The 17,834-nt window shown below is 43.4% G+C and carries 18 protein-coding genes; 1 reads left to right on the forward strand and 17 read right to left on the reverse strand.

The window, feature by feature from the left end; genetic code table 11:
* Nucleotides 1-78: 78 nt before the first annotated feature.
* Both HQN90_RS08025 and HQN90_RS08030 read right to left on the reverse strand, forming a co-directional pair.
* The gene (locus tag HQN90_RS08025) at nucleotides 79-1,833 is read right to left on the reverse strand and encodes a sensor histidine kinase (RefSeq protein WP_173217256.1); all 1,755 of its coding nucleotides are present in this window, start codon (nucleotides 1,831-1,833) and stop codon (nucleotides 79-81) included.
* On the reverse strand, nucleotides 1,830-2,585 hold the full coding sequence (locus HQN90_RS08030) for a response regulator (protein ID WP_173217257.1): 756 nt from the start codon (nucleotides 2,583-2,585) through the stop codon (nucleotides 1,830-1,832). Before HQN90_RS08030 ends, HQN90_RS08025 begins: the two co-directional genes overlap by 4 nt.
* Nucleotides 2,586-2,817: 232 nt before the next feature.
* Between HQN90_RS08030 and HQN90_RS08035 the strand changes: the two genes are divergently transcribed.
* Entirely contained in the window at nucleotides 2,818-3,534 is a 717-nt protein-coding gene (locus HQN90_RS08035; RefSeq protein WP_173217258.1) for a response regulator transcription factor, read from the forward strand.
* Nucleotides 3,535-3,610: 76 nt separating this feature from the next.
* Here HQN90_RS08035 and HQN90_RS08040 read toward each other — a convergent pair whose 3' ends face one another.
* The 15 genes from HQN90_RS08040 to HQN90_RS08105 all read right to left on the reverse strand — a co-directional run bounded on the left by HQN90_RS08040 (nucleotide 3,611) and on the right by HQN90_RS08105 (nucleotide 17,824).
* Nucleotides 3,611-4,009: a cupredoxin domain-containing protein gene (locus tag HQN90_RS08040; RefSeq protein ID WP_173217259.1), complete on the reverse strand. Its 399-nt coding sequence runs from the start codon at nucleotides 4,007-4,009 to the stop codon at nucleotides 3,611-3,613.
* A 21-nt stretch (nucleotides 4,010-4,030) separates the two neighbouring features.
* Nucleotides 4,031-4,141, reverse strand: coding sequence for a cytochrome bd oxidase small subunit CydS family protein (gene cydS, locus HQN90_RS39875; protein WP_411830351.1), 111 nt, complete (start codon nucleotides 4,139-4,141; stop codon nucleotides 4,031-4,033).
* A gap of 43 nt (nucleotides 4,142-4,184) precedes the next feature.
* Nucleotides 4,185-5,210 carry a cytochrome d ubiquinol oxidase subunit II gene (locus HQN90_RS08045; RefSeq protein WP_173217260.1) on the reverse strand — a complete coding sequence of 342 codons (1,026 nt, stop codon included), beginning with the start codon at nucleotides 5,208-5,210 and terminating at the stop codon, nucleotides 4,185-4,187.
* Nucleotides 5,207-6,562 carry a cytochrome ubiquinol oxidase subunit I gene (locus HQN90_RS08050; protein ID WP_173217261.1) on the reverse strand — a complete coding sequence of 452 codons (1,356 nt, stop codon included), beginning with the start codon at nucleotides 6,560-6,562 and terminating at the stop codon, nucleotides 5,207-5,209. Before HQN90_RS08050 ends, HQN90_RS08045 begins: the two co-directional genes overlap by 4 nt.
* A 308-nt stretch (nucleotides 6,563-6,870) precedes the next feature.
* On the reverse strand, nucleotides 6,871-7,467 hold the full coding sequence (locus HQN90_RS08055; protein WP_173217262.1) for a hypothetical protein: 597 nt from the start codon (nucleotides 7,465-7,467) through the stop codon (nucleotides 6,871-6,873).
* Nucleotides 7,468-7,517: 50 nt separating this feature from the next.
* Entirely contained in the window at nucleotides 7,518-8,885 is a 1,368-nt protein-coding gene (locus tag HQN90_RS08060; protein ID WP_173217263.1) for a PepSY-associated TM helix domain-containing protein, read from the reverse strand.
* Nucleotides 8,886-9,083: 198 nt separating this feature from the next.
* Nucleotides 9,084-9,989, reverse strand: coding sequence for a GNAT family N-acetyltransferase (locus tag HQN90_RS08065; RefSeq protein ID WP_173217264.1), 906 nt, complete (start codon nucleotides 9,987-9,989; stop codon nucleotides 9,084-9,086).
* Between the two features lie 26 nt (nucleotides 9,990-10,015).
* On the reverse strand, nucleotides 10,016-10,567 hold the full coding sequence (locus HQN90_RS08070) for a GNAT family N-acetyltransferase (RefSeq protein WP_173217265.1): 552 nt from the start codon (nucleotides 10,565-10,567) through the stop codon (nucleotides 10,016-10,018).
* Between the two features lie 56 nt (nucleotides 10,568-10,623).
* Nucleotides 10,624-11,082 (reverse strand): GNAT family N-acetyltransferase, encoded by a 459-nt coding sequence (locus tag HQN90_RS08075; protein ID WP_173217266.1) that lies wholly within the window; start codon nucleotides 11,080-11,082, stop codon nucleotides 10,624-10,626.
* 19 nt (nucleotides 11,083-11,101) lie between these two features.
* Entirely contained in the window at nucleotides 11,102-11,371 is a 270-nt protein-coding gene (locus tag HQN90_RS08080) for a hypothetical protein (RefSeq protein WP_173217267.1), read from the reverse strand.
* Nucleotides 11,372-11,486: 115 nt separating this feature from the next.
* The gene (locus tag HQN90_RS08085) at nucleotides 11,487-11,738 is read right to left on the reverse strand and encodes a hypothetical protein (RefSeq protein WP_173217268.1); all 252 of its coding nucleotides are present in this window, start codon (nucleotides 11,736-11,738) and stop codon (nucleotides 11,487-11,489) included.
* 630 nt (nucleotides 11,739-12,368) lie between these two features.
* Nucleotides 12,369-12,902, reverse strand: coding sequence for a GNAT family N-acetyltransferase (locus HQN90_RS08090; RefSeq protein ID WP_173217269.1), 534 nt, complete (start codon nucleotides 12,900-12,902; stop codon nucleotides 12,369-12,371).
* Nucleotides 12,903-13,015: 113 nt separating this feature from the next.
* A complete protein-coding gene (locus tag HQN90_RS08095) occupies nucleotides 13,016-13,789 on the reverse strand; it encodes a DeoR/GlpR family DNA-binding transcription regulator (RefSeq protein WP_246362147.1) in 774 nt (257 codons plus the stop codon).
* Nucleotides 13,790-13,876: 87 nt separating this feature from the next.
* Nucleotides 13,877-16,207, reverse strand: coding sequence for an S-layer homology domain-containing protein (locus HQN90_RS08100; protein ID WP_173217270.1), 2,331 nt, complete (start codon nucleotides 16,205-16,207; stop codon nucleotides 13,877-13,879).
* Nucleotides 16,208-16,258: 51 nt separating this feature from the next.
* Nucleotides 16,259-17,824 carry a DHA2 family efflux MFS transporter permease subunit gene (locus HQN90_RS08105; protein WP_173217271.1) on the reverse strand — a complete coding sequence of 522 codons (1,566 nt, stop codon included), beginning with the start codon at nucleotides 17,822-17,824 and terminating at the stop codon, nucleotides 16,259-16,261.
* Nucleotides 17,825-17,834 lie beyond the last annotated feature (10 nt).

Raw genomic sequence — 17,834 nt, forward strand, 5'->3', positions numbered from 1 at the left:
TAATTCCCCTTGATTCGCTGTCTCCATACAGGAAATATCAACGTTAACAAAAAAAGCCCGCAATGTATGCGGACTTGATCAATTCCATATCAACCGAATTATGGTCCCTTCACCAAGTTTGGTTTCAACAGTGATTCGGCCTCCCATAGCTTCGATCAGCCCTTTGGAGATAGCCATGCCCAAACCAGATCCATTGGATGTGGATGCGGTATCCGTGCCGCGGTAGTAACGTTCAAACAGACGGCTTAATGTCGCTTCATCCATACCATCACCATCGTCGGCGAATTGAATCGTGATTCTGCCGCCATCTTCACTCGCTAAGAGAGAGACGGTCAAAACCGTATCAGACGGATTATGGAGCAGCGAATTGGCTGTTAAATTGTTAACGACGCGTTCCAGCCACGGGGTGTACAATCGAGTCCTGACATCCTTTTGCGCTGCATGAAATACAATTCGCTGCTTCCCATAAGCAGGATCAGCTGCAGCTTGCACGAGCGTTTGCTCAAGCCAAGCGTTCAATTCAACCTCCATCGCCTCCAGAGGAAGAATCCCCGCCTTTAGCCGGTATGTCATTGCAAGATCGTTGATCAGCATATCCATATGGGCCGATTTGTCCAGCATGGTCGCCGAAAACTTGCGTACCTCCTCCTGCGACCAGTCATATGCAGGCTCCGCCAGCAAGTGGGCATAGCCTGTTATCGAGGACAACGGTGTTTTCAAATCATGAGTAATGCCAACAATCCATTCTTCCCGCCAGTTCTCTGACTGCTCCCGCATAGCTTGATCTCGCTGCAAAGTGGCGGACAACTTTTCAATCGAAACCATCACCTCGGCGAAAACTCGGTATCTTCGCCGCCATTTGCCTGCTGGCGTTCGGCTAGGGTGCAGTCCTCTGCGATCAACAGGCTCGTGGTACACGGCTTTTCCGATAGAATCCAGCCATACTAGCATGTGGAGCATCGGCGCCCCAAAGCGATGCGCTTGCCATAGGGAGAGCAGTATAAACAAGGTCAACAAGACGGCAAACATGACACCTGAACCAATGAGGAGAACTTCTGCTTCCTCTGGGATCAACGGTTTTTTGCCCGAATTCGTAGCCCACCGGTCATTCGGTTCCCCAACCAGCCACGTGCGCCCCGTCTGCTCGTCATACGAAGTTTTCATACGGTAGCCATAGCGTTCGCTATACAATGTCCGAAGCGCAAGGTCCTGAACGGTATATTGCGATGGCACTGCATTAGGTTTGTTATAGGAGACCAGTTCCTTACCAGTTGAATCAATCAATTGAATAAAAGCTTGAGCCGCTGATATCTCTCCCGCCAAGGCACCCGGAAGCACCAGCTGTTTGTCTTCAACCGGGAAAGATCCTTCTCTCACCTGCTTTAAGACAGGGTCTAATCGATTGGGAGCTCCATATACCAGCGTATACAGCTTTCCATTTTTCTGTTGAATCCATACTGCCAGTTCGTATGGGAACGGTTGTCCCCCTGTCCAATAAGCGATCAACTCGCCTGGCCCGTATTGCCTAGGTACATCATCAGGTGAATTATAGGCACTTACTACATGCCCATTCTCATCAACGCTTTGCAGCCAGCCTTGATTTTTCTTTACTTGTTCCAGCAAGCTCGGCGTAAACTGGATGCCATCCTTTCCAATCCATGAGGAGTCTACCAGCTGTTCCAACCCTACGGTGGCGAAATTACGCGTGATGCTGATTTCGACAAATCGCTGAAGCATCCAGAAAAGCGTAATTCCAGCTATGAGCAGAACGACTGTCCCTGCGATAGCAAGCTGGAGAACGAACTTAAGCGTTAATCGGCGTTTGATATTCATGGTGCTGATCGTTCCTGCAGCTCATTTTTAACAAGCTTGTAGCCAAGGCCTCTGACGTTAACGATAAACCTCGGATTGGACGGATCTGCTTCGATACGCTCTCTTATGCGGTGAATATGCACCATCACTGTATTATCGTCACTGAAAGCTTCTTCTCCCCAAACCTTCTCATACAATTCGCTTTTGCTGAATATCCGATTAGGATTTTTGCATAAGAAGAGCAGCAATTGAAACACAAGCGCAGGACAGGAAACAGCCTTTCCCTCTACGATCAACTCCCCTGCTGACTCGTCTATCTTAAACCGACCGTAATCGAAAACATTCGTGGTACTTTGAAGAGCTGCTTCGGAAAGTTTTGCCGCTGCCGCTGCATATGTCGAACCGTAATATCGCCGCAGCTGCGCACGTATGCGGGCAACAACTTCAAGTGGATTAAAGGGTTTGGTTATATAATCGTCTCCGCCAATCGCAAAGCCGGTCAGCTTGTCTAAGTCCGACGATCGAGCAGTTAGAAACAAAATTGGCGCATCCGTCGTTTGCCGAATAAACGGACACACCTCAATACCGCTGCGCCCCGGCAGCATTACGTCCAATATTATCAAATCGTATTTTTTGGCTTCGCAGGCCCTAAGCGCCTCTTCGCCTGTTTTCGCTGAATCAATATTTAGGTAGCCTTCCTTGCGAAGTACCGTCTCTAAAAGATCTAAAATGGATTGCTCATCATCAACAAGTAAAATCATTGCATCATTCACTGTGGAAGTCTCCTTACGCTAAACTGATATTTTATCATCATAACATGATTTTTTGGGGCTATGAATGCTGCTAACCTTAACGGAATCTTAATTCGTATCCTACTACATTGCATTTCCTAAGTTCACAAAGGCTCCATCATTTGTTCAAGGATTTAACTTGGATATGGCTCCTTCGAGTCATGCCATTCCTATGTTCAGAGCGATACAATAGAAACATTGAGAGGTGAAAGTTATGACTCCATTGACGAATAAAGTATTGATTGTTGATGACGAGGAGCGGACACGTAAATTAATTCGTATGTATTTGGAAAGTGAACACGCCCTAATTGATGAAGCAGACAACGGCGAACAAGCACTGATGAAAGCCCTAGATTGCGATTATGATCTCATTATTATGGATTGGCTTATGCCTGGTCTTAGCGGACTAGAGGTTTGTCACACATTGCGTGGTTTTAAACAAACACCCATCATTATGATTACGGCAAAAAGCGATGAGACAGATCGTATTCTCGGCTTTGAAGCAGGTGTGGACGATTATATATGCAAGCCTTTTAGCCCCAAAGAGCTGATACTTCGAATCAAAGCAATTTTGAAAAGGACGACGCCTGATAAATTTTGGGACAAACAGCCCCATTTTAATGATCAGCTTATTTTTGCCAATCTAATCATTGAACAGCATGCGCGTCGAGTGCTCGTGAATGGTCAAGAACTCTCTCTGACTTCGAAAGAATACGAACTGTTACGTTATTTTTCTATCCATATCGGCAAGATCTGTACGCGGGATAGGCTGTTTAAAGAGATATGGAAATACGAAGAAAGCGGCGATCATAGAACGGTAGATACCCATATCAAGCGATTGCGGGAAAAATTGCACCTCTATTCACCAGCCGCCGCGTCTATGATCCGAACCGTTTGGGGCATCGGGTATCGGATGGAAGAAGCAACCTAATTGTCTGGCATAGACCAAAACGCCATGATCCAACATCGTTGGACATGGCGTTTTTGATAGGCTTGATGGCTTCTACTCATTTCACTGTAATTGTGCCGTAGTACATATACATACCGCAGTGAAACTTATAGGTTCCTGGCTTTAAATCTTGCAAGGTTGTGAAATTATCCCCTTTGTCCAAATAGAGATCCAATCCTAATTCGCGAGCAGCTACGCTTTTGATGCAGGTAAAGCCACTTGGCTTTTTGAAATTCAACTTGGTTGGAACGCCCGCATTAACTTCAATATTGGCTGGATAAAAGCCGTCGTCCTTGACTTGAATTGTCGCAATTTGATATCCGTCGCTTTCCGTCATTACAGGTTCATTGGCTGCTGACTCTGTGTTCTGGAAATAAAATAAAACAAAGATGAAGAGACTTGTCACAAGGATGCCTCCAATAATTCCAATAACCCTGAACTTCGTCATATTCTTCATAAGAACCACCTTTCCTTCCCATTATAGCGGCTCATTGCTGCTTCTCCTGCGCCCTCCTAACCAGAACAACAATCCAATGGCGCCAATAACAACGAGAAAAGGTGCGACGAAGATAAGAAAATTTTCTAGCATAGATGAACCCCCTTCTTTCCTTCATGGAAAAATGATCGTGATATTATTTGTTTCGCTTGCCCTGAACATAATTGGCATCGAATAAGAATAGACGCATAAGAAGATACAAAGATGGAATAAGCAGCAGAAGGCCCAAAACGAAGACAGAAATCAACGCAATCGCCATTGGTTCGCTGGTGAAATTATCATAGATTGTTAAGTAGGGATACAAAATGTACGGTAAATGTCCTGCCCCATAACCAAAGAAGGCAAATCCAAACTGCAGCAAGACGAAGATGAATGACAGCCCCAGCCGTTTGCGCGCCCATACCAGATAAATCGCCACAAGGAAGCAGATAAAAGATAGAACGAACATCCAAGCATAGTCCTCCATACGCTGAAAATGTCCCGCATTATGTCCTCGGATCGCGAAGAAAACAAGCAAGCTGCTTAGAATGGTCGGTCCGCTCCAAGCGATCGCATATTTCCGCACGACCTCGAACGCTCCTCGATCATTCGCCCGATTGGCGTAGTAACACAAGAACATCGCTGAGATATAGAGCACGCTCACAAGTGCGAGCAAAACTACGGTCCAAGAGTAGGTGCTCGTGAACAGCCTGCTGAACAGGAATGTTACCTGGTTGTTATCGTCCACAGCGATGTAGCCGCCTTCGGAAATGGTTAAGACGGTTGAAAGCGAAGCTGGTATAAGAAGTCCGCTTGCCCCGTACAAGAACAAGTAAAAGCGACTGTCCTTCTTGCTCCCATAGTTGCTAAAGGCATAGTACGATCCCCTGATGGCGAGCAGGATGATCGCTACGCTGCCAGGGAGTAATAGCGCCGTGCCGTAATAGTAGGCCGTATCAGGGAAAAACCCAACAAAGCCAACGAAGAAAAAGACAAGAAACACATTCGTTACTTCCCACACGGGGGAAAGATAACGCTTGATCACATTGTTGATCAGGTGCCGTTTCCCCGTTATCGTGCTGTAGTAGCTGAAGAAGCCCGCGCCAAAGTCAATGGAAGCTACAATTAAATAGCCGAACAGGAATACCCATAACACAGTAATTCCAATTACTTCATAGCTCATTGTTTGCCGCCCCCTTCTATCCCTCTTGCCGCGATTTCATCTTCAGCCCGATTGTTGCGGAACATGCGTGTCAGCACCCGGACGGCCGTCAATCCAAGAACAATATAGAGAAGTGCGAAGACGATAAGCATCGTATCCACGTGATCTGAGACCGTGGCTCCTTCGGTGGTTCTCATGATGCCATGAAGTATCCATGGTTGGCGACCAACCTCCGCGAAGATCCAGCCGTGCTCGATCGTCAGCATCGCCAGCGGAGCAGCAAGAATGATGCCGCGCAGCAGCCATTTATTCGAATAAACAAGTGACCGTTTGCGCCATAATAACAATAAGAACGCCAATGCGACCACGACCATCATGGCAACGAAACTCATTTTCAAATCGAACAAATAATGAATCCAAAGCGGAGGCGTTTCGTCAGCTGGTATATCATTAAGTCCTGTGACTTCGGCATTAGGCAGTCCATGCGCGAGAATACTGAGTGCGTACGGGATTTTAATTCCGTATTTGATCTCGTTATCGTCAGTCAAGATTCCTCCTAAGACCAGTGGAGCTTGTTTCGACGTTTCGAAATGCCACTCCATCGCGGCCAGCTTCTCCGGTTGATAGTTCGCCAAGTATTTACCCGACAAGTCTCCTATTATCGCGCTTGAAAGCAGGAATACGCTAGCAGATATCATGGTGAGCTTGAGGGCTTTTTTGTAATACACATGATTGCGGCCCTTGAGCAAGGACCACGCTGAAATAGCGGCTAGAATGAAGGCACAGGTCAGGTAAGCTGTAATGAGTACATGTGAAACCTTGGTCGGCATCGCCGGACTCAGCATGGCGCCGAAGGGAGAAATATCGGTAATTTTGCCATCTACCACGGTCACACCTGCTGGTGCATTCATGAAGGCATTGACAACCGTAATAAAGAACGCAGATGCGGATGAGCCAATGACGACTGGAATGAGCATCCAGAAGTGTGTCATTTTATTCTTAAAGCGATCCCAGGTGTAGAGGTAAATCCCGAGGAATATCGCTTCAAAGAAGAAAGCGAAAGTTTCCAAGAAGAGCGGGATTGCGATCGATTGACCGGCTACTTTCATAAAGCTAGGCCACAGCAGACTGAGCTGCAGCCCAATTGCGGTTCCCGTTACAACACCTACGGCCACAGTAATGACAAAGCCGCGGGCCCACCTCCTTGCCATAAGCAGATAATGCTCATCATTGCGTCTAATGCCGATCCACTCCGCAAGAGCAATCATAAGTGGAACCCCTACCCCGATGGTAGCGAAAATAATGTGAAATGCAAGAGTTAGCCCTGTTAGCATTCGGCTATACATGACTGGATCGTAGCTAGCTAATAACATGGTGATTCCCCCTCCAGAAGCTTGGCTAATTAACAATTGTTATTATTTAAAGAGATACTTGGATAAAGACAGCAGCATAATGCCCGCCACAGTGATGCACAGAATAATCAGTCGCTTTTCCTGCTTAACAATTCGTTTATTTTCATCATTCGGATTCATAGCCATCCATCCCTCCATGGCGTAATTTCTAGTGGTAATTAACGATATATTGGCATTATAAACGATACGCAAGAAGATATGTGATTTTTTTCACAAAGAATGTGGCGAGGATTTGAATATCCTGTAGCAGATCTATGAACTTCCGTCTGTTAACAGCAAGACTCACCAGAAATATCATTCTTCGCGTTAACCATTTCTTCGTGATCCAACAGCTTATACAGAAACAACATTGAAATCGCCATCACGATATCCATGAAAATAATGGTAAGTGTCGGATAATCTGAGATCACCATAACGCCCAACATGGCGCCCATCATACCTCCCATCAAGCCAGCCAACATGCCGTCAAGCGAGGCTAACATATGCAAGGACTTTCCTGATACGTACCCAACGAACATACCAAAAGTGACCCCAATTACGGTTGGAACAAACAATGTCGTCATGAGAATTCCCGCTATGGTCCCAACAACCAAGCTTGATACCATGGCAATTGTCATAGCTGCCATCATGCCGGTCATTTTAGTCAAATACGCGCCTTTTGCTCTTAAATGAAAGATGAGAACAACAGCTACCAACAACACAAATATAAGTGAAATGATACTTGTATTTATCGTCAGCTCCGAAGGACCCATCTGCCCTTCAGCCGATGAGTCCCCTCCGTGTTCATGTGCGGAAACCGTTAAGCTTGGAATAATAGAAATGAGTAAAGTCCATAAAATTAATACTTTGCCGCGGATACGTTTCATGAAGGTATCGCCTCAATTCCTTTATTTTTTTATGAATTATGTATAATTGATTAACCTAGAACCTTCTTTAAAGCAGGTAATCTGCGAAGCACTAACCCATCCAAGATCAGAACAATAAGGAGAGAAATTCCTACTAAAGGAAAAACAATCCCTAATCCAATGGTAATCAACGCTACCCATTTTACCATTTTGAAGTCTTTTGGCAGTGCTGGTGCCCCTACTCTCCCCTCTGGCTTTCTTAACCACCACATGACAACTCCACTTGCAGCGACGAGAATAATACCCAGACAGACCATTAAGCAAATAATCTGATTCGTGGCTCCAAAGTACTCACCTTGGTGCAGCGCAATTCCTATAGTTATGGCTTTGGCCATGAAACTGAAATCCTGAAATCGCTGATCTGCCAGTACGTTCCCGCTATATTGATCAATATGAAGCGTCGTTTGTTGCTTCGGATCTCCAGTCGTCGAATAGAGTGTGTATACCCCTTTCTCACCTGCCGGAAGAGCAATTTGATAACCAGGGGCGAGCCCTTTGCTTTTACCAATATCCATCACCTGCTCGATCGAAATGGAACCATTCGCGCCTGGAGCTGAATTCGGAATAGGAAGCTGCTCCGCTGCCCATGGAACACCTTTGACCACATCCTTGGTCGGTACTGTAGACTCCGGCTTCCGCTGATCGAAAGAGAACATGCCCTGAGGGTATGTAGCTGCTTTATTCAAATAGGTACCCATAAAACCAGACCATGGCAGTCCTGTTACAATCAGTGCTGCTATGAAAAGAGATAGCCAGAAAGCCGTCACGGCATGCAGATCTCGCCAGAACATCCGTTTCCCTTTATTCATTCGCGGAAGAATGATCCCATAGATCGATTGCTTGCCTCTCGGCCACCATAAGTAGAGGCCTGTGACGAGTAGAATCATCGCCCAACATGCAGATAATTCAATAATTCGATCACCGGTCTTGCCAATCATCAGTTTCCCATGGAACTCACGAATGTACTGCATGAGCTTCGTATCCGGATTAAGATCCCCTAACACTTGCCCATTGTAGGGATTGATAAAGATCAACAAAGACTGCCCCTCACTCTTCACTTCGAATTCAGAAGAACGATTAGGTGCAAACGATGGTTTTACTTTATTCAATTTCGCTTCCGGATAGGCTGCATTCATTTTCTGAATTTGCTCTTGTACCGTTAATTGCTGCTGTCCTTGCTGCACATAATAATAGTCTTTGTACATAAGGGACTCAATTTGTGGTTTGAATACATAGATGCCTCCAGTCACAGCCAAAATGACTAAGAATGGCGCAAAAATCATCCCCGCATAAAAATGCCACCGCCAGACAGCCGCATATAGGTTTTGTACTTTAGTCTGTTGTGGCCGTCCATTCCCCAGTTCAACACCAATGCTCATCGTTTATTCCTGCTCCCTTTCTTAACCAAAACAGATTAACTGTCTAAAGTATACTTGGAAGCCGATTAATTGAAATGACTCATAAGAGCTATAAATGCAACTAATATTTGAATAAAGTGCGACGCAACCCCGTTATTTCGCTGAAAAATAAAAATCCGCCATTTCGGCGGATTTTTTATAGGCAATTTGATTTCAATTTTAAGCATGCGCTAATGCAGGCACACAGAATATCAAATTTTTATCTAAGATAAAGTTAGCCTTCATAAAGAGCTTATCCTCATTATTGTCCATCTGCTTATGCTGCGCTTTCTCTGTGAATCGGTCCGGTGTGAAATGAAAATGAATATATTCTGTTTGCTCATTAGCAATTTGATTAAGCAATCGGTTTAAATTAACATCACCTTGGCTAACTACATCATATAGATGCAGCGTATGACCTTCTTGTTGATAGACGATTATGACCTCGTCCTCTTGCGAGTAATAGATGGATTCTGGAAATACTTTGATTGCATAAAACATAAAGAGCCCTTGGTTATTACTAACCCCACATTGTTCTGAAATAGGTTTACGGGACAAAACACTTCTTTGGATAAATGCCAAGTCTGACTCATTGGAACAATTCAGCTTGCGTAAACGGCTATTAGCATTTGGAATGGGATGATAATTAAGTATAAATTGTGATTCACAAAAAGATCCAAATCCAAACTTTGGATAAAACTCAATTGCCGTGCTATTAGCGAATAAGAAGAAGATATCACAATCTTGCTCGTACATATCGAGAACATGCCTCATCAATATGCCAGAAAGCCCTTTCCCCCTGTAATCGGGATGAGTCATAACCGTTCCAATTTGAATCGCTTTTTTATTTACACCTTCTATTAGTAAGTCCATTTTACTAATAGATACATTGGCAATAACTTCATGATCCTTGAGGAATGAATGGCAGATATAACGATCATCCCAGAATCCTTTTTGATACCAATCTTCAAAATGAATACCAAAAACTAAATTTGCTAGTTGATTAAAACTATCTCTGTAAACATTATTTTCTTTATAATCATAAGCAAAGTCTATTCCAACCTCTAGATTTTCATTAGAAAACACCAATAAACCCCCATCTTTGCAGATTTTTATTTCCACTCACTTTTTAAAAGAGAGAAACACAGGTTATCGACATAATCCCCATGAGAGAAAGAATATCCTCTAAGTACACCGTCTTGATTAAAACCAGCTTTTTTTAATAAATTTATAGATGGGGTAGCATCTACATTCGTAAATGCCTCTATTCGATACAGTCCCATTGTTTCAAAGCCAAAGGAAATTAAGCTTTTTAATATTTCAGTCATATAACCTTTTCGCCAATATTTTTTGCCCAGATCATAGGCTATTTCTCCACGTGAACCTCGATGAATCTCCCAACCATTGTATCCACAAGTCCCAATTATAGTATTATCCTCTTTATTAATAATTCCCCAACGGATAGCTTTATTTTCAATAAACAAGTTGTTCATAAAATGAATTAAATCCTCTGCTTGTTCAATACTTTTAAAGGGGTCTTCGCCCATATCTTTTGTAACATCTGCATCGGAAAAAATCTCAAATACCGCAGGTGTATCTTCAACTGACATCTGACGCAGCAGAAATCGTTCAGTCTGTAATACTGGAAATGTTCCAAAATTCATTTAAAATCAAAACCTCTCTGTGATTGAGTTAAGGAGAACCAATATCAGTTTAATGCTTAGTCGGTTCTGAAATTTTCCTCTACATGCAAAGACATGTAAACGTCTATGAGATCCTCACTATCAACTTTGAAACCAAACCGTTCATAAAGACGTTTAGCAGAGCTTCCTTGTAAGACATTTAATGTTACACGTTTCCCTTTTACATCATTTTGTTCAAGCAATTTTTTTAATACATGACTGCCGACCCCTTTACCTTGGTAATTGGGATGAACATAAAAATGTTCCAATAAGTAACCTTCTAACGTTGGTTTAAGAGCTACGCAGCCAACAAAAGAAGAATCCGACTCAATAATCCAAGTGTGAACGGGGTCAAATGAATTACGGAAGCGTTGACGGACCTTCTCTTCATCAAACCTTCCTAACCTAGTTAAATCATTTCGTAGTACAACTGCCCGTAAATTAGCAATTGTCTCAACATCGGAATTTTGCGATTGGCGAAGGGAAATCTGTTTCATATAACGTACTGCTCCTTTACTAATATGCTGACTCAAAAACAAAAACAGGACCATTCCATTTTTCATTTTGTAGAATCTGTTCTTGATAGAAAATTTCTCCATCAACTTTCACTATAAATGGACGTCGATATTCGTCAGTCCATTGATGATCGAAATATTTGTACAGGTACATCCCATGATGATTAAGTACATGTCCGTCGAACTCGCTGCTGTCGTAACGATATAGCTGAATGAGATTGTATAGAACCGACTTCTCTTCATAAGGTACCAGTGTCATTTCAATATTCACATCAGACCCTCCCTGCTTGGGTTATTCTACCATAAATATGAAAGTAAGGTATTCTTATAACTAAACTATCCCGTATACTTAAAAAAGCTGCCGATTGTGCTGGCAGCCTCGTTCATTATTGTTTATTCGATAACTCTCTTATAATAGCAGTCGCTAACAAAATTACACCAATAATCATAAACAAAATGCTAATTATATAGGGTGTTCTTAACATCGTTTCGTCCAATGCCAATGATAATTTTCCAGGAGGATCGCTCCATCCCCCCATATGCGGGACATGATTAGCAATTGCCAAATACACCGCACCAAATAATAATGATCCAGAAAATAAGAAACTTGTTCCAGCTACTAAGATTGAAATTCTCATAACTACCACCTCTATCCGTTTATTATGATCAGCGGTTTAATTGCAGTGGTGGAGACTTGACGCTTAATTCCTTTATAGAGTTTAACGTTCTGCGTTACTTTAATAGAGGGGTAATAATCATCAACAACATGGAAGAAGCAACTAGTATAAGAGTTGTCGTTTGGGATAATTTCTCTCTTCTTTTACCAATATACCATCCTGAATACTGTAGCTTATTTCTATAAAGAACAAAAAATAAACTTATTATTGCAATCCACGCTAACCAGCCATAGTTAATGTTGTTTAAGTTAAAACCCAAAAATGAATACGATTCCGAGCATTTTTATTAGTTTCCTCAATACAAATCACCGTCCTATTTAGTAAAGAATTAGTATGCTGGTATTCTACACCTTTAAGTAAAATAGTACGAAACATAAAATAATGCTAAAGGTAATTGATTCATGATGAGGGATGGAATCCTCCCTTATGTAGGTTTAATGATGTACTGAAGTTCACGAAATTAATAATAACCTAATTAGTAATATTTTGGAATTAATAAATTATTCGTATTGAATCAAATCAGTGATGTGAATAATAAACAAAACAAGGACTACCTTATTTAGGCAGCCCTTGTTTGTTGTTGTACCGATGTTATAATCCCATTCTCCACTCATCCTCTAAAATACTCATCTCAATTAAATTCCAATAGGAATCTTTATATCGACGCGCATCTCTAACCAGACCTTCCTTAATGAAACCTGATTTTTCATAACACAGAAGTGCTGACTCGTTAAATTCAAAGACCCCTAGGCTTATCCGATGTAATTTAAGATCTCCGAATCCTATTTTTAAAATCTGCTGGATCATTTGTTTACCATATCCCTGACCACGTACGCCCTTATTCCCAACTAAAACCTTGCCAACTCGTCCTGAACGGTTTTGTCGATCTATTCCCCCGATTGAAATATGACCAATTGTTTGATTGGTTTCCACATCAATTGCTTTATATATAAGTTTGTTTGATGTATTCATATCGTTAGAGTCTTTGAGATACTCCAATAATTGATCTTCTGATAGGGGAAATTTAAATTGTGTTCCAGCCCATTGAAGTAAAAATGCTTCATCTCCACTCCAAGATATTAGTTCTTGAAAATCGGATGGCTCAAAATATTGAAGAGTGATCATGTTATTTTAATCTCCTAACTCTTGTGGTATGTGAGATAACGTCTTCTTTAGAAATTACGCAATTCCTCCATCCTTGAAGTATTCGTGAAGTTGATACAGCTTTCCTGCCAGGTTTAAACAACAATCACTTCTACCTGTTTGCTAGAAATATCTTCTATTAAGGAACGCGGGGTTAAACTGTCTGTTATTAAAATATCGATTTCTTCGGTGCTGGCAAATGAAGAAATATAAGTCTTCCCCATTTTATTATGGTCCAGTAGAGCGACGATACGCGCGGCTGAATCCGCCATAGCCCTTTTCAGATCAACTTCGTAAATATTATAGTCGGTTAAGCCATCCTCAATGGTAAATCCCTTTGATGAAGTAAAAAAAATGTCTATGTTAATATGATTGAATAGATCTATGCCATAACTGCCTTCCAATGCAGACGAACCCATGCTAAGTAAGCCACTTAGAAGAATAACGGTAAGGTTTGGATTTTCTTTCATGTTCATTGCCGCCTGAATGCCATTGGTGACAACTGTCAATTTGTGCTTTACTTTTGCTAGAATGCGAGCTAGTTCCAAAGCTGTCGAGCTGGCATCTAGTAAAATACACTGCCTATTCAAAATGAGTTGAGAAGCCTTTTGGGAGATCTTCATTTTCTCAATGTGATTATGTGACTCTTTCTCTAAAGAGAGATTTTGGCAATCTGTTTTAGTTTTGAGAATTGCGCCACCATGCGTACGTATGAGAAGATCTTCTTTTTCCATCAGACTTAAATCCGTGCGTAAGGTAGCTTCGGAAACGTTTAGTTTGTTGCATAACTCCTTAACTGTAACCCGTTGCTGCAGATATAATAAATTCATAATCATATTTCTACGTTCGCTTGCAAAATGTTTTCCCAAATTAATCACCTACATCTTAGGTATTGATTGCGATCTGTCAAAAAAATGACGCCCTCATAGAGAAGACGTCAATCTCTTAACTTCAACTTATTTCAGTTCCGTAATGAACCTATTCACTTCACCTGTTGGTGTATTCACGGTTTCATACACTTTGATGGAAACCTTATTTTGAATTTGATCTTGCGTAAGATTGCTGAAGCTTAGGTTTTGGCTACCACTCACCAGGCGATTTGTCCCGGTAAAAGGGAAAGAACTCGAACCCAAAGAACGTCCTAATGAATCAACTAACTCGAACTTCATCTTGGAAAAGTTAGTATCGAGCACAACTTCCGCATCGCGTTCCATGTCCATATCCAGATTTAATTTGTACGTATATGAAAAGCCAGTAGTTCCCATCGTAGTCAACTGCGATAATGTCCAGCTTTTCAGGTTTAGCTTGAATGGATACAATGAAATGCTATTATGATCATTGTCGTTTTGAATACTTACTTTGTAGCTGGCAATGGTAGATTTGTAGGCAGAATTTGAAAGCACCTCTTGCACATTCAATTGATATTTCTCACTTTGCTCTGTGGACGGCAGGGTGAAGCCATAACTGACGATAATCCCTGTCCCTGGAGCTATATCTTGTGTGCTAACAGTTTGACGGCTTCCTGCATATGTTTTGCCCTCGTTGCCGGCTAGTTCCGCTCCGAAAGATGGAACCGGAATTGGCTTATCACTTTTGTTGATTAGTTTAAACTTAGCTAATCCCGTTTGATTTCCGTTTTCTTCATTTTTCGTTACATGCAGTTCTTCTAGCGATACATTCAGACTCGGATTAATGAAATCATTCATTTGCTTGAATGTCATCGGCGTACCGAAAATATAGGAACTTCCGACCGCTCCTGTGGTAAACCCATCATTCGCAGGAAGTCTGAATCCAATACGTCCTGTGTAGTATTGAATCGGTCCATTCTGTCCTTGCTTTAAGAAGCTTTCAGCCGATAGCACGTAGAAGGCATTCAACTTCGTATCCGTATCGGTCGTAATTGCAAAATGAATCGACTTCTGCCCTCCCGCTTCAATACTAATCGGCGTTTCTTCCACCCGTTTTCCGATAAAGGATTTGCCTTCGGCTTTCCCGCTAAGGACAAAATTCGGAATGGTTTCGGCGTAGATTCCCTCGTTCTTCGCCTGAACTTCCACGATATAGGTCGGAGTTTGTCCTGTAAACTGCTTGGACATGCTCACGGCTGAATACTTCAGCGCAGAAGTTTCGCCTGGAATGGAAAACCGTGCCCCCCAATCGCCCAACAAAACCGAATCCTGTATGACAGCGTCATTGCCGCGCCACACGATGGAATCAATTGCCGCATTTGCTAGGACTGTCTCCCGTTTAGGATACACATCTTGATCGACATCAACCCAAAGCAGCTTGCTCAAACTGATATCTGTTTTCATTTCGATATCCGTCATATAGCTTAGCGTGACATTGCCCTGAGGAAGAATCGAATTCGCATTGCTAGCGCTTGGTTGCAGGGTATAGACCGTCCCATCTGCCGTTTGGATGCGAAGCTCATAATCCGGAATCCGGACGGTAGAACTGGACGCATTTGACAATTTGATCACAGCCCCGACTCTCCAGCCATTTGCTGTTTTTTCCTGTACGACGCTTTTGATTTGAGCCTGGGCATTAGCTGTCAAAGGATAAGTAGTCGAAACCTCATCTGGAATTTCTGCCTTGGCTGCCATCGTATTGCCCACAGAACTAATTTCCGCTCTGCTTCCCGGCACATACTGGCGCTTCGCTTCGTAGGAGGATGTCACCAGCATATCGCGGGTGGCAGGGGAATTCCCGCCGAACGTACCGGAAATCTGATTCTCTAGCAAACCCATTTGGACAGCCAGAGCGACGTACCCTTTAGCCCAACCGGAGACCGTACTGTCACTTACTCCCCCATTGGATCTAGCCTCAGCCTCTTTATTCAATCCGCGCATCAGGAAGGCGGCTAGTTGTTCTTTGGTTACCTCGCCTCCCGGGTTGTACGTGTTGTCGCCATAGCCATCTGTAAGATTCGCAGCTTTCAGCGCCTCGATATAGGGAAGGGCATATCCATTGGCAGGATCAGCAGCGCTCACATCGCGGAAACTGGAGACGCTTCGTGAAGTTTCCACTTTCAAACCGAAGATCAAAGCGGCTACCTTCGCGAATTGGGCGCGGTTCATTTTATCGTGAAGTCCGAACACACCGTCGCTCACGCCATCAAAAATACCCGCGGCAATCATGGCATCAAATTTAGCTTTCGTTCCTGCATCCAGTTGATTCAAATCACTGAAATCTACAGAGGATTTAGGAGAAGCGGCTCCTACCGCTACCGTTGAGAATAGGGTAGCGGCCATAGACGCGCTGATGATAACGGATAAACTTTTCTTCATAGTCTTGTGCCTCCCAAAATAATTCGAACTTATAAACCGCATGCGCAGCCGTTACTCTTTGACTTCGGCCGGCGCCTTTTTCCTCTGAATAAATAATAAAACAAACGGAATACATACAAAAGCCGGTATTGCGGAAATAAAAAACGTATCTGCAATTGACCTGACATAGGCTTCTTTTTGCATGAAACCGGCCAGGTAGGAAGTCGCTGTACCCGAGGCAGTGGTCATATCTACCGCCCAGCTATAGATGGCTCCTGCGAGAGAAGATATCGTACTGCTTGCCGTCATGGAATCAATAGGCACACTTTCTGAAATGTGCTGGTAATGGATGACCTGGCGACTGCTCATAATCGCTGTAAATATCGCAATCCCAAGTGAACCTGCCACTTGACGGCATACGTTTGAAAGCGGCGAGGCGTTGCCTACTTGCTGCGGAGTCACCGCGTTCATTCCCGCTGAGGTTAACGGCATCATACAAACGCCTATTCCGATGCCTCGAATCGATAATATGAGATTGAACCAACTGGTCGGCGTATCCGCCGTCAACTGATGCAATTGCAGGGTCGTTACCCCCAGGATAGTCAGACCTGCAATACAAATAGGAACAATCCCGAATCGCTCTGCCAGCTTCCCGCTAATGGCCATCATCACCGCCATCGCGATCGATTGCGGCATCAAGAGCATCCCGGTCTGCATGGCCGTAAGCCCTTGAATACTTTGCAGATAGACCGGGGCTAGGAACGTGCCGCCCATCATCCCCACCATGACCAAGCTGCCCGCGATAACGCTAACTGTAAATTTAAGATTTTTAAATAAGTACAAATCCAAGACAGGCTGCTTCGCTCCAAGCTCCACCCAGATCAACAGGATTAAACTGAAGAAAGCAACAAACAGCAGGCTGACAATGAACAAGGATGTCCAACCTTGTGACTGCCCTTTGCTTAAAGCCAGCAGCAGGCTCCCGAAGAAGATCATGGACAAAAGCGCCCCGGGCGTGTCAAATTTTAATCCGGATGTGCGCGGCGACTCCTTCATGAGAATCTTTCCTAATATTACAGCCAAAATCCCGATCGGCACATTGATGAAAAAGAGAATCCGCCAGCTGAAATTTTGGATTAGATATCCCCCGAATGTCGGCCCGAGTGCGGGAGCCACCATCGCCGCAATCCCCCATAGGCCCATTGCCGTACCTGTTTTTTCCTTGGGAAAGGTCGTGAAAATAATGGACATCCCGACCGGCATGATGAAGCCGCCGGCGAATCCTTGAATAATCCTGAACATAATCATGGTGTTGGCGCTCCACGCCAAACCGCATAATACGGAAAATACGGTAAAACCGGCTACGGAATAAATAAATAAGTTCTTATTGCCGAATCTCGCCCCCAAATATCCGCTCATCGGAATGACCATCGCAGAAGCTAGCGTATATCCGGTAATGATCCATTGCATGGTCGTGAGATCCGAACCGAATACGGCGACGAACTTGTTCATGGCCACGTTCATTAAGCTGCTGTTCAACACAGCGACAAAGGTACCTATGATGATGGCAATAAGCGAAAACCACATTTGACTGTTGCCTTCTGATTTTGGTTGTGTAACCACCGATTCATCGGCCATAAGAGTGCCT

The organism is Paenibacillus alba, assembly GCF_013204855.1.
Lineage (GTDB): Bacteria > Bacillota > Bacilli > Paenibacillales > NBRC-103111 > Paenibacillus_E > Paenibacillus_E alba.

What these genes read in the sequence shown, in the direction of transcription:
- HQN90_RS08025 (WP_173217256.1), bottom strand. Translation starts at nt 1,833, where the DNA reads ATGAATATCAAACGCCGATTAACGCTTAAGTTCGTTCTCCAGCTTGCT.
- HQN90_RS08035 (WP_173217258.1), top strand. Translation starts at nt 2,818, where the DNA reads ATGACTCCATTGACGAATAAAGTATTGATTGTTGATGACGAGGAGCGG.
- HQN90_RS08040 (WP_173217259.1), bottom strand. Translation starts at nt 4,009, where the DNA reads ATGAAGAATATGACGAAGTTCAGGGTTATTGGAATTATTGGAGGCATC.
- cydS (WP_411830351.1), bottom strand. Translation starts at nt 4,141, where the DNA reads ATGCTAGAAAATTTTCTTATCTTCGTCGCACCTTTTCTCGTTGTTATT.
- HQN90_RS08045 (WP_173217260.1), bottom strand. Translation starts at nt 5,210, where the DNA reads ATGAGCTATGAAGTAATTGGAATTACTGTGTTATGGGTATTCCTGTTC.
- HQN90_RS08050 (WP_173217261.1), bottom strand. Translation starts at nt 6,562, where the DNA reads ATGTTATTAGCTAGCTACGATCCAGTCATGTATAGCCGAATGCTAACA.
- HQN90_RS08055 (WP_173217262.1), bottom strand. Translation starts at nt 7,467, where the DNA reads ATGAAACGTATCCGCGGCAAAGTATTAATTTTATGGACTTTACTCATT.
- HQN90_RS08060 (WP_173217263.1), bottom strand. Translation starts at nt 8,885, where the DNA reads ATGAGCATTGGTGTTGAACTGGGGAATGGACGGCCACAACAGACTAAA.
- HQN90_RS08070 (WP_173217265.1), bottom strand. Translation starts at nt 10,567, where the DNA reads ATGAATTTTGGAACATTTCCAGTATTACAGACTGAACGATTTCTGCTG.
- HQN90_RS08075 (WP_173217266.1), bottom strand. Translation starts at nt 11,082, where the DNA reads ATGAAACAGATTTCCCTTCGCCAATCGCAAAATTCCGATGTTGAGACA.
- HQN90_RS08085 (WP_173217268.1), bottom strand. Translation starts at nt 11,738, where the DNA reads ATGAGAATTTCAATCTTAGTAGCTGGAACAAGTTTCTTATTTTCTGGA.
- HQN90_RS08090 (WP_173217269.1), bottom strand. Translation starts at nt 12,902, where the DNA reads ATGATCACTCTTCAATATTTTGAGCCATCCGATTTTCAAGAACTAATA.
- HQN90_RS08100 (WP_173217270.1), bottom strand. Translation starts at nt 16,207, where the DNA reads ATGAAGAAAAGTTTATCCGTTATCATCAGCGCGTCTATGGCCGCTACC.
- HQN90_RS08105 (WP_173217271.1), bottom strand. Translation starts at nt 17,824, where the DNA reads ATGGCCGATGAATCGGTGGTTACACAACCAAAATCAGAAGGCAACAGT.